The sequence below is a fragment of the Ornithinimicrobium murale genome, assembly GCF_003352835.1.
Taxonomy (GTDB): Bacteria; Actinomycetota; Actinomycetes; order Actinomycetales; family Dermatophilaceae; genus Ornithinicoccus; species Ornithinicoccus muralis.
Genome location: NZ_QLVD01000008.1, coordinates 63121 through 74867, shown reverse-complemented (window position 1 = coordinate 74867; position 11747 = coordinate 63121). Strand labels below are relative to the sequence as shown.

Annotated in this window: 10 protein-coding genes; 5 read left to right on the top strand and 5 right to left on the bottom strand. The window is 65.7% G+C overall.

What is annotated here, in order from left to right; all coding sequences use genetic code 11:
- Positions 1–96: 96 nt before the first annotated feature.
- Together DPQ65_RS03120 and DPQ65_RS03115 are read right to left on the bottom strand one after the other, a co-directional pair.
- A complete protein-coding gene (locus tag DPQ65_RS03120) occupies positions 97–2274 on the bottom strand; it encodes a UvrD-helicase domain-containing protein (protein WP_114905925.1) in 2178 nt (725 codons plus the stop codon).
- Between the two features lie 35 nt (positions 2275–2309).
- Positions 2310–3218 (bottom strand): nuclease-related domain-containing protein, encoded by a 909-nt coding sequence (locus tag DPQ65_RS03115; protein WP_114905924.1) that lies wholly within the window; start codon positions 3216–3218, stop codon positions 2310–2312.
- Positions 3219–3968: 750 nt separating this feature from the next.
- Between DPQ65_RS03115 and DPQ65_RS15485 the strand changes: the two genes are divergently transcribed.
- On the top strand, positions 3969–4403 hold the full coding sequence (locus DPQ65_RS15485) for a DUF6653 family protein (RefSeq protein WP_162801982.1): 435 nt from the start codon (positions 3969–3971) through the stop codon (positions 4401–4403).
- 107 nt (positions 4404–4510) lie between these two features.
- Here DPQ65_RS15485 and DPQ65_RS03105 read toward each other — a convergent pair whose 3' ends face one another.
- A complete protein-coding gene (locus DPQ65_RS03105; RefSeq protein WP_114905923.1) occupies positions 4511–5401 on the bottom strand; it encodes a helix-turn-helix domain-containing protein in 891 nt (296 codons plus the stop codon).
- Between the two features lie 124 nt (positions 5402–5525).
- On the opposite strand from DPQ65_RS03105, the gene DPQ65_RS03100 reads away from it, so the two are divergent.
- From DPQ65_RS03100 to DPQ65_RS03090, 3 genes are all read left to right on the top strand, one after another.
- The gene (locus DPQ65_RS03100; protein WP_114905922.1) at positions 5526–6401 is read left to right on the top strand and encodes an aldo/keto reductase; all 876 of its coding nucleotides are present in this window, start codon (positions 5526–5528) and stop codon (positions 6399–6401) included.
- A gap of 2 nt (positions 6402–6403) precedes the next feature.
- Complete coding sequence (locus DPQ65_RS03095) at positions 6404–7387, top strand: aldo/keto reductase (RefSeq protein ID WP_114905921.1); 984 nt, start codon at positions 6404–6406, stop codon at positions 7385–7387.
- A gap of 264 nt (positions 7388–7651) precedes the next feature.
- The gene (locus DPQ65_RS03090; RefSeq protein WP_238146651.1) at positions 7652–8098 is read left to right on the top strand and encodes a flavodoxin; all 447 of its coding nucleotides are present in this window, start codon (positions 7652–7654) and stop codon (positions 8096–8098) included.
- A gap of 176 nt (positions 8099–8274) precedes the next feature.
- On the opposite strand, the gene DPQ65_RS03085 is transcribed toward DPQ65_RS03090, so the two are convergent.
- Entirely contained in the window at positions 8275–8535 is a 261-nt protein-coding gene (locus tag DPQ65_RS03085; RefSeq protein WP_238146650.1) for a VOC family protein, read from the bottom strand.
- Between the two features lie 424 nt (positions 8536–8959).
- On the opposite strand from DPQ65_RS03085, the gene DPQ65_RS15480 reads away from it, so the two are divergent.
- The gene (locus tag DPQ65_RS15480) at positions 8960–9475 is read left to right on the top strand and encodes a hypothetical protein (RefSeq protein WP_162801989.1); all 516 of its coding nucleotides are present in this window, start codon (positions 8960–8962) and stop codon (positions 9473–9475) included.
- A gap of 93 nt (positions 9476–9568) precedes the next feature.
- Here DPQ65_RS15480 and DPQ65_RS03075 read toward each other — a convergent pair whose 3' ends face one another.
- Positions 9569–11482: a hypothetical protein gene (locus tag DPQ65_RS03075; protein WP_114905918.1), complete on the bottom strand. Its 1914-nt coding sequence runs from the start codon at positions 11480–11482 to the stop codon at positions 9569–9571.
- Positions 11483–11747: the final 265 nt, after the last annotated feature.

Genomic DNA, 11747 nt, shown 5'->3' with positions numbered 1-11747 from the left:
ATGCCCTACCGATCGGGTGAGTTGGAGCTGTCGCAAGTCCCAATCTCCCAGCACGGCAGGGCATCTCTCTGTTACGGCACGCTCACACGACCAAGATCATCGGTGGATCGAGGCTAAGACGTCCACCGCAATGCGGCCGCCACGACCTGCACTCACAGCTCCGGCGCGAACACTATGGTCCACGTCGGCCAGGAACTCGGTGATGGCGGCGGGAACCTCGGCCGTGCTGGACACCCAGCGAACCTGAACTCCCTCGTGTGCGCTTGGGCTGAGCACGTGAGGGTGCGCGGAGAACACCTGCTTGAACAGTTGGACCGGGTTCTTGGTGATGAAACGCGCTGCGGTCTCGGCGACAGCGGGATGATTCCGGAACGTTGTGGTCAGTCTCAGCGTGGGGCCAGGCCCGAAGTAGTCGTGGAGGCCAGTCATCACGCTGAGGTCAGCCCCGGCGAAACGGTTGATCGACTGCCAGTCATCGCCGACCGCCAACAGGTGTCGGCTGCTGCCTCGGAGCAGACTCTTCGTCAGCCTGGCTCTGGCCCGGCTGACGTCCTGGAACTCATCGACCATGACCAGGGTGTAGGGGCTGGTGTATCGCCCCGCTTCGAGGTGCGCGGTGGCCTCGAGCAGCAAATCTTCGAAGTCCACACAGCCTGCGGACGCTAGACGTTCTTGCCACGCGTCATGGATCCGCCAGTACAGCTGCACGAACCGCTGTGCGCGCTGGGTGCCAGCGCCGTCCTGCTTCAGCCGGTGGTCGATGTCAGCGCGCGAAAGGTCGTTGGACTTCACGTGCGTCATGAACACACGGATTAGGCGGAGCAGGTCCGCATCCGTGACCGGCTTGACGGAGCTCCTCGTGATCCGTTCTGGGTCCCACTTCAGGGCGACCCCTCGCTTGCGAAGCTCGTCACCAAGTTTTGATAAGTCCGTGCCGGCCATGACACCAGCCCAGGTCGTCTCGAGCAACTGCGTGCCATGCTCCTGATGGACTTGGCGTTTCCAGGCCATGCTCGCCTCGTAGCCTGTCCAGGTAGGTGGTGGCTTGCCGTGGGCGTCCACTCCCCAGTGCTCATGCCAGGTGTCGATGTGGGGGTAGAAGAAGTCGGGCCGGTATTGGCTGTGGTCTTGATCAACGGTGTCGTGCACGTAGGGGCGCTCGTAGTCGTAGGCGACGCCGTGCAGGAAAAGCCAGTCGGCAATGAGCCGTTCACCATGGCTACGCACGATGTCGCCACGGTAGGTCTTGAGTCCGGCCACCCGCTGCGCCGCATCCCAGGCGTCCGGCACGAGCTCCTGGGAGAAGTCATTCCCCGCACGGGCAAACAACAGTCTGAAGATGTCCCAGTCCAGCCCAAAGGCGGCGTCCTGCTTGCGAAGGTCGTCGACGATCTGAGCCAGCACCGCGAGGTCCTGACCGTTGACGACCCACGGTGCAATCGTCGGCTTGCGACCAGTTGCCTGTCCGATGACACTCAGACCAAACGCGTGGAACGTGCTGACCTTCAGCCCTTCAGAGGGCAACGAGGCTGCCGCGAACCGCTCCGAGATTCGCGCCTGCAGCTCCGCAGTGGCATCGACGTTGAACGCCAACAAGAGGATTTGGTCTGGGCGAGCGAGACCTCGCTTCACCGCGTAGGCGGCGCGGGCGACCATGACCGATGTCTTCCCGGAACCGGCGGCTGCGATGACCTGGACTCGGTTGTCATAGGCGACGACTGCCTGCGCCTGCTCCTCGGTGAGAGGACTCGCTTCCACCTTGTCGAAGAATGTCCGATATGTGGCGATCGACGCTGCGGCGATCTTCTCGTTGGCGACGTCTAGCCTGGACCGCACAATGTGCGCGTCATAACGCGCCAGATCGCTGCATCGTGCCGTCAGGTCGACTGCCGTGTCATCCGGCCGACCTGCCATCAATGCAGCAATGGTCTCCCCCGTGATCCAGACCAGATCGCGTCGAGCATCCGCGATCGTGCCGTCCACCCCGTCCCGCCACATCTCCAAGGCCTGGAGCAGCGCGTCGTTGATGGTGCTCGTCAATGCCTGGCCCTGCCGCTTAGTGAGACCTCCCAACTGCTCGCGACCATTCACGCCCGCTCCGGTGATGGTCACGCGAGTGCGCCACCATCGCCGCTCCACAACGATGCGCGCTGCTTCCCTGGCGGGGATCTGCACAGTCACGGTGTCCTGGCGAAGGTCGAAGCCGTCTCCCGTTCGGGTGAGTTCCCACTCCGAGCCGCCTCGGCCCTTCCCCGACCAACGGTCCTGAATCATGGCCGTGCGCCATCGACCATGGTGTGAGTGGTCATCTACTGACGCCACGTGGTCGACCGCTTAGCGACCTCGAAGATCGCTTCCACTTCCCGGGAGCCGAGACGGACCGGGAGCGCTCGCAAGTGCTGGCTGATGCGCCTTCGCATGACGACAACGACGCGACCGTCCTCCGGTTGCTTCTTGACGGTGAATCCCTTTCGCGCCCCCATCACCGCAAGGACGCCGGTCACCTCGACTGGAAAGCCTGCCTGTTCTGTCAACAGCCTGGAGGCGCGGTGAGCTTCATGGCGACTGTTGCGGACGTAGGGCACCCGCCGCCCGTTGACCAGAAAGGCGTCTCCACCGACCCAGATCGAGGCATCGGGATGATGCTTGGCATTCACTGTGAAAACTCCGGCCGGACCTATCGCGACGTGGTCAATGTCGGAGCCGCGTTCGCCGACCGGCACCGCGTGAAGGAAGCGCCACCCTGGTCCGAGCTTGGCGAGTTGGGCCGCCACAGCCTTCTCGCCCTCAGAGCCTATACGCCAGGCACGTTCCTCCGTTCTGGCGCCCAGCACGCGAGCCAGGCTGTGCCGTAACCACCCCTGCGCTTCACGCTCAGCGTCAGCCCGAGCACGGGCGGCGGCACCGGCTGCGTTCACACTGATGTCGTTCCAGGCTGGAGTTGTCACCGGCTGGGTCAGCTTCGCAGTCGGCGCCACAATCGGTGCCTCGTGGGTTGGCTCAGGGACCACTGGCGGTGCGCCATCGATGGCGCCCACCTGGTGGATTGCTGGGTGATCACCGATCGCCTTCTCAAGGAGAGGCAGGTTAGACAAGTCGTCCGCGTGAAACCGTCCAGTCTTGACGTCTAGGTAACCAAGAGCGGTCCCACCAGGAGTCTCCGCATAGATCCGCTCATGGCCGTACCGAGCCCACCTGCGGACGATCCATTCGGTCATGCCACTCCCTCTGACACTCGGCCACTTGGCATGCGCCTCGAGCCCACGGATTGCCAGCGTAGCCAGAGAACATGCGCCCCACTAGAGCGCGTCGGAACCGCGTCGTCCCAGGTCGGCCACACGGTCATAGGCGGCGGTATGACGCGCCCCTGGGCGACTGATCGAACGAGCGACCCGCGGCAAAGTCGGGTGTGCGGAGTGGAGGGTGGGCCGCTGAGCCGCGGCGGGACCGGGCGTGGCTGGTGCAGAATTGGGTCCAGCGGGACCAGGCGAATAATCTAGGGAGACGCAGCCATGACACAGGTAGCCGATCACGACGCCTACATTGCCGCGGCGCCCGAGGCCTTCCAACCGACGCTGGAACGGCTGCGCGCGCTACTAGCCTGAGCCCTGCCGGAAGCTGAAGAGGTCGTGGCTTAGAACATGCCGGGGTTCAGGATCGGCGACTCGGTCATCGCGAGCTACGCGCTTTCAGCAGGAAGTGCGGGCTGTATTGCCTCCCAGGCGCGATCTCTGGGTACGCAGGGGAGATCGCGTCCGCCGGCCTCAAGGCGACAAAGACCGGCATTACCTTCACGCCGCGCAAACCGATCCCGGACGATCTCGTCGAACGGCTAGCGCGGGCCTCGAGCAAGGAAGCGGCACCTAACCGCCTGCCTGTTCACCCGACCACCGCTTGCGGGGGAGCGACTCGCGGCAGAGTCGTGTGCATTGGTGGCCGTCGCGATGACCACGTGTCAGGCTGGAGTTGTGGCTTCCGAGCATGGTTTCTACGCGCGCATTTTCCGGCGGCACGCTCATCCCGTCAGCGCCTGGTCGCGGTTGCTGAGCGCGCCTCTGCTGCTGGTTCCCCTGTGGACGCGGCGCTGGTGGTTGTACGTTCCGATCGGCGCCTGGTTCGCGGTCAACCCGGTGATGACGCCGCCGGCTCACGACACGTCCTCGTTTGCGACACGGGCCATCCTCGGCGAGGAGTCCTGGACTCGGGATCCCACGTCTGAGCCCACGGTCCTGGCCCTGACGGGCGCAGCCACGGCATCGCTCGTGGGCGCCATGGTGGCCAGTTACCAGCACAGGAAGGCGGTGGCGTTTGCCGGCACGGGGAGCTTCGTGGCGCTCACGTTGTGGCAGTGGAAACTGTGGGCGGATCGGTTCGCGCGCGAAACAGCTCCTCGGGCCACCTGACTTCAACCCATCTTGACGGGATCCCCATCACCCCGCCCGTCTTCGCCGCGGCAGAGCCGGATGTTTCGGACGCCGCATTCGTGATTGGGTGCGACTGGCAGGGCGGTTCAGGTGTCGGTCGTGCGGCTGGTGGGCGTCTCGGCAGTAGTGCTTGGGGGTGCCTGTTGACCGGTCCAGCGGGTGAGGAAGTCGAGTTTTTCCTGGGCGGGGCTGTTGGCGGTGGCGGTGTAGATGATCAGGGTGAGGTCTTCGCCGGGGAGCTGCAGTGCGTCGCCCGTGAGCTCGAGGTCACCGACGGTGGGGTTGTGCAGCCGTTTGGTTGCGGTGCGGTGCAGGCGGACGTTGTGCTTGGCCCAGCGGGTGGCGAAGGCGTCGCTGCGGGTGGCGAGCTCTCCGATGAGGTCGCTGAGCTGGCGGTCGGTGGGGGTCTGTCCGGCCTGGATGCGTAGGGCGGCGGCGGTGTCGTCGGCGACGGTGTCCCAGTCGAGGAAAAACTCTTGTGAGCGTGGGTCGAGGAAGACGAATCGCGCGACGTTCATGGGCAGGCTCTCGGGGCGCAGGATGTCTCCGTACAACGCGGTGCACAGGGTGTTGACGGCGACGATGTCGCCGCGTCCGGTGCGGGCGTAGGCCGGGGTGTTGAGGGTGTCGAGGATCCGTTGGATGCTGGGACGTACGTGCGTGGCCCGGCCGCGCCCCGCACCTCGCCGGGGGGTGCTGGCCGCGCGGGCGAGGTCGAACAGGTGGATACGTTCTGCCTCGTCGAGCTGCAGCGCCCGTGCGAGGGCATCGAGCACCGTCTCGGAGGCGCCGGCGAGGTTGCCCCGTTCGAGCTGGGTGAGGTATTCCACCGAGATCCCGGCCAGGGTGGCGAGCTCGCTGCGTCGCAGGCCGGGCACGCGTCGGTGCCCTCCGTACTCGGGTAGCCCGGCTTGCTGGGGTGTGATCCGGGCACGGCGGGAGGTGAGGAAGTCACGGATCTCGGCACGGGCGTCCATACCCTCGACGGTAGGCCACGGGCCGGGTTGTTGGGAGGTGCTGGCAATACCTGTATAGGCAGCGACTCCCACACCGGGGTGATTTCGTGTGTGCTGGGTGCACACCACCATGAAAGGGCAACCCATGACCATCTCGATCCCCGTTCCGAGCGTCACCCTGAACAACGGCGTGCTGATGCCGATCATCGGCTTCGGCGTCTTCCAGATCCCGGCCGAGCAGACCCAGGAGGTGGTCGAGCAGGCCCTGGCCGCTGGTTACCGGCACCTGGACACGGCCTCCTCCTACGGCAACGAGGAGGCCGTCGGTGCCGCGATCCGGGCCAGTGGCGTGCCGCGCGAGGAACTGTTCGTGACCACGAAGCTGTGGATCCAGGCCAGTCCCGGGGAGGAGGTCGTCAAGCGCGCCTTCGACGTCTCGGCCCAGCGCCTGGGCCTGGACCACCTGGACCTGTACCTGATCCACCAGCCGTTCGGGGACTACTACAGCGCCTGGCGGGCGATGGAGCAGCTGCACCGCGAGGGCGTCATCAAGGCGATCGGGGTGTCGAACTTCCACGGCGACCGGCTCGTCGACCTCATCGAGCGCAACGAGATCACCCCGGCCGTGGACCAGGTCGAGACCCACCCCTTCCATGCCCGGTTCGCCGACCAGGAGCTGATGGCCCAGCACGGTGTGCAGATCGAGTCCTGGGGGCCGTTCGCCGAGGGCAAGAACGACCTGTTCACCAACCCCACGCTCGCCGCGATCGGTCAGGAGCACGGCAGGTCGGTCGCGCAGGTCGTGCTGCGCTGGCTCACCCAGCGCCAGGTCGTGGTCATCCCCAAGTCGGTCCGCCCCGAACGCATGGCCCAGAACCTCGACATCTTCGACTTCGAGCTCACCGACGCCCAGATGGGTCAGATCGCCTCCCTGGACACCGGCACCTCGCTGTTCTTCGACCACCGCGACCCGGCGATGGTGAGTTGGCTCAACAGCCGCGCCGAGAACGGGCCGGCGTGAGCATGGACACCCGCGTGCTGGGCCGCAGCGACCTGGAGGTCTCCGCGCTCGGGCTGGGCTGCATGGGGCTGAGCCACGGGTACGGCCCGGCCGTCGACGAGCACGACGGGCTCACCCTGATCCGCGCCGCCGTCGAGCAGGGCGTGACGTTCTTCGACACCGCCGAGGTGTACGGGCCCTACGTCAACGAAGAGCTCGTCGGTCGTGCCCTGGCACCGGTTCGCGACGACGTGGTCATCGCCACCAAGTTCGGGTTCGCGATCGAAGGCGCGCAGGGCGGCCTGGACAGCCGGCCCGAGCACATCCGGCAGGCCTTGGACGCCTCCTTGCAACGGTTGGGGACCGACCGGGTCGACCTGCTCTACCAGCACCGGGTCGACCCGGGCGTGCCGATCGAAGACGTCGCCGGCACCGTCGGTGAGCTCATCCCCGCCGGCAAGGTCGCGCACTTCGGACTGTCCGAGGCCGGCGCGGACACCATCCGCCGCGCGCACGCGGTGCAGCCCGTCACCGCGCTGCAGAGCGAGTACTCGCTGTGGTGGCGCGAACCAGAGAGCCAGATCCTGCCGGTCCTGGAGGAGCTCGGCATCGGGTTCGTCCCGTTCAGCCCGCTCGGCAAGGGCTTCCTCACCGGCACTATCGACACCAGCACCACCTTCGCCGACGACGACCTGCGCGGCACACTTCCACGGTTCGACGCCCAGGCGCGCCAGGCGAACCAGACGCTGGTGGACCTGCTGAGCACCGTCGCGGCCCGGACGTGCGCAACGCCAGCCCAGGTCGCCCTAGCGTGGCTCCTGGCGCAGAAGCCCTGGATCGTGCCCATCCCGGGCACCACCAAGGTGCACCGCCTCACGGAGAACCTCGCGGCCGGCGAGCTGACCCTCACCACCCAGGAGCTGGACGACCTCGGTCGGGCCGCCGCGGCCGTCCCGATCCACGGCGACCGGTACCCCGAGCAGTTGCAGCGCCACATCGACCGATGACCCACGAACCGAGACCCACCACCCCCCCCGCCGGGGCTGACCCGGCGCACCGTCCTGCAGCACGTCGGTGCCCTGGGCCTGGCCGCCACGGCCGGGTGCTCACCACCACCGTCGTCGACGCCCCCAGGTGAGCAACCACAGGCCGCCACAACCCCGGCCCCAGGGTCCGACCGCAACCCTCGGACACTGCTGGCGTACTTTTCCCGGCCCGGTGAGAACTACCACTACGGCGGTCGACGCAACCTCGAGGTCGGCAACACCGAGGTGGTCGCCCGGCTCATCGCAGACCGCCTCCAAACCGACACCTACCAGGTGGAGGCAGCCGAGCCGTACCCCTTCAGCTACGACGACACTGTCGAACGCAACAGGCGAGAGCAGCAGCAGGACGCCCGACCCGCACTTGCGAGCCCACCTCCTGCGCTGGAGGGATACGACGTCGTGCTGCTCGGCAGCCCGGTCTGGAACGTAGGCGCCCCGATGATCATGCACACCCTGCTCGACCAGTGGGACCTGCGCGGCAAGACAATCCTGCCCTTCGTCACCTACGCCGTCAGCGGCATGGGCCGAGTCGCGCAGGAGTACGCAACCCTCGCGCCGGCCGCGACGATCGGCGAAGGGCTGGCGGTGCAAGGCGAAGAGGCAGCCCAGGCCACCGACGAGGTGAGCACCTGGCTCCGACGCGTCGGCCCCATGCTCCAGAGCAATCGATAGTGTCCGCCTTCATCGTCACGACCAGACGGCCTCCCGCGTGAGCGCCGCGTAGAGAACCCCACCCAACCTTCTCAATCCGGAGCTCTGCGACAAACCAGATCCGTCCCGCCAGCGGCCCCAACGTTCGCTTCCATAAGCCACCTACCGGCTGGCTGGTTGCGGCATGACAGTGCAGACTACTCGGGCACGGATACGAGGCAGAAGGGGTGCCCCGCGGGGTCGGCATAGATCCGCCATGCCTTGGGACCAGGATCCAAGACGTCGGCCAGTGGGCGGGCGCCCGCGTTCTCAACCGCAATGGCGGCCGCATGCAGGTCGTCGACGAGAAGATCGAAGTGCGCCTGCTGCTCTCCGTGCTCCCCTGGCCAGACTGGCGGTCGGTAGCCAGCCACGCGATGAAAGGAGAAGCGGCCGACGGGCTCCCAGCGGAGAGTCATCCACTCGGAATCACCTTCAGGCTCTGGGAGGTCAAGACCTCCTGCCAGAACCGGGCCAGTCGCTCGGCGTCGTGGCACTCCAAGATGAGCTGGGTCAGCCTGCCCACGGTCATCCCCTACGGCCAGCTCTCTCCTCATGTTGTGCGTACATCGGCGGATCCGGTATGCCACAACCCTCCGCCGCCACCCGTCTAGGTCGCTTAAGGATCCGAATTTCTTGCTGGCCCGTAGCGGGCGGAACGCGGCGGTAGGACGCACGATTCCCGGAGGTAAGCGTCACCTGCCCGTGCATCGCAGGGTGCCGCGCGCGTTGCTCAGATTTGAGCGGGCTCAGACGGTCCTCGCTACGCTGCACCTCATCTCTGGTGAGCGTCCACCGGCGGGCGTGCCGGGCTGAGACCACACATCCCTACTGAGGAGCTTCATGATTGAGATGGGCGAGAGCCTTGTGGGCGCTTACCTTCGATACGCAAAGAAGTGCGACATGGTCCTCTACAACGAGCGCACCGAGGCGCAAGGCGAGATCGATGTCATCGGCGTGCGGGGCGGCGACGTGCCCGAGGTCTGGCTCTGTGAGGTCGCCACTCACATCGCAGGTCTCGGCTATGGCGCCGACTTCGGGCAGATGACGAAGAAGATCGCCAGCAAATTGGAGCGCGCTGCCACCTTCGCACGCAAACTCTTCCCAGAGCACGTAACCCATGTCGAGTTCTGGGCGCCGAATGTCCCCGTAGGCAAGACGACAGCCTGGTTCACCCAGCACGTGGAGAGCAGCATGGCCAGCGGTGTTGAAGTCACTTTCGTGATCAACGCGGAGTACACGCAACGCTTGCAGCACCTGGTGGACCTCGCAGCGAAAGACACCAGCACACCCAGCGAGCCTGCATACCGGTTGTTGCAGATCTTGACGCACACGCGCGGGGGCAAGTTGACCTTCTAGAGATGGTAGCTGCGCCAGAATCGCGTTGGGGGCCACGGCCACTCGCGGCGAAAAGACGCATCGTAACGTCATGCCCCTGCCCCGCCGCGCGAGTCACCTGGGGCGCGCCGCCCCGGCTGCCATCCTGGCGCGCCAATAGCTCGCGGCGTCCTGACCACCGGTCAGTGCCACGAACTCGACAGTTGGCGTGGCGAGCGTCGCCGCGGCGGAGGTGTTGTCCACGTATGACTCCAGGGCAAGGTTCAGAGCGCTGGCACTGAGGAAGTCGGCATATTCACGCACGGATTGCACCGCAGGAAACGTGGCGGGATTGCCATGCACGAGGGCATTGCGGATGCGACGTCGGCGCCTTTCTAGGATATCGCCTTCCGTCTCGTATTCCGCGATTAGTGACCTGTACCCTGCGCTATCGCTGATGCTGGCAAACAACCGCTCGATCCAGGCACGTTCGTGCTCGACACGGCAGAGTGAGATGAAGTCGGCAGCCCGATCCGCGAGTAGCAGGATCCACGGCTGCTTCGGTGCAGTCGAGAACCATTCAGCCGTAAGTTCATCCTGCAGCTCTAGACGCTCGCCCCGACCCAGGAGGCACATGCCTGCGGCTCGCTGGAGGTCACTCAGCCAGCGGGCATGCATCCAGCGCTCGCCAAGCAGCTGGAAGAGGTGGTTAGGGTCCATCGCCGCGTGAGCCGCGACGTGTTGCACGACGCGGTCGGACAGGGGGACCACACTGCTGAGGTCCGCTTCCGAGGGCTTGCGGAGCACCATATCGCGGCTGAACGGATGATCGAGCATCGTTTGTACCTCGATCGCGGCAGCGAGAAAGCGCGGCAGCTCTTCGCGTGCCAAGGCGTCCGCGATCCGGGGCCCGTGTGCCTCAATTGCCTCCGATGTCATCTGGGTGCCATAGGTGTCGTCTGGAAATCCCGTCCCCTTCGAGGTCACTCCGAAGCCGGAGCTGACGGGCTGGCCGGAACGCACAACGACATACTCAGCGAGTTGTGGCCGTATACCGCCTGAGCGGTGCAGAGCGACGTTGAAGATGATGTCGATGATGGCCGCGGAGCGCTCGAGAGCCCCTGCCGCTGTTGTCGCGCCGAGATCCACGCGGACGAGTGTCTCGACCTCCCCCACCTCGTCAGCCTTCTCCGGGACGCGGAAGGCCATGCCGTTCTTAACGATTTCCCAGAGCTCCTCCTTGTGGTCGAACGCCTGCCTGCCGGGTTCCGCATTCGGCACCGCCCACAGTGGTTCGAAGAAGGACACCCTGCCTGCGGTCAGTTGAACGTGTGCGCGACCTCTGTACCCGAGCCAGACCGCAACTGGCTCGATCGTTGCGGGTGTCCCGACGTAGGCGCGGGCCTTGTCGAGTCGGTCGGAGTATGGCGTCTCAAGCTCGCCCCGTGGAATGGCGTCGGGGTTTTGCCCGAAGGCCATGACCGACACGAGGCCGCGGCACGTCGCCTCTACCTCGACGCCGCGATGCTGCAGCTGCTCGAAGAGCAGCTCCGCGATCGGGCGATACTCTCGGTGATCGAGCGTTCGATCCATCGCCACCTCGACGAGGTCATCCCAGTTGGCACGAACCGCGTCGTCGCTATGGAGAGCGCTGAGCAGGTCGCCAGCTGCCGTCAGCAAGGCTGCCCATGCGGGGTCTGTCCGGAGTATGCCGGGTGGCTGAGATAGGACGGCGTTGCCGCTCGAAGTGAGCGCAGCGAAAGCTGCTCGGAAGGCAGCGAGGTCGGGAGAGATGTGCGCCCTCAGGTGCGAACCGATACTGGATACCGACTGTTCGATATCGCGTTCGAGCGAGTCGCGATTGGCGGCCTTCTTCCAGGCATCCACGCCGCTCGCGAGCTCTATCCACTGCATGATCTCGCGCGCGACGACGACAAGTGGCAGCACGGTAGATACCCCGTGGCGTCGATCAAGAGAGGACACCAACGACTTGAGCCAGTCCGGTGTGTTCTCTGACCAATGGTTGCTGACGTTGTAGTCGATCATCATGAGCCGTCTCCGATCTCGCGGTCTCCATGGGCGGTTGCTCGGCCATCGTCGCAGTCATGGCCAACCCATCGAGCAGGTCGCGGGTGGGCGCATGCGAAGTCCCTTACCGATGAAGATCAGGGTCGCGGGTCTGAGCAGTCGAGACCCGGTCATCAACGTCGTTTTACACAGAACGGAACCATAGGCGGACGGTTGCCGATTCTCACCGGCAACGCGTTGGGCACGCGGTGTATGTGGGAGCATCGGGCAGGCGTGACACTGTGCC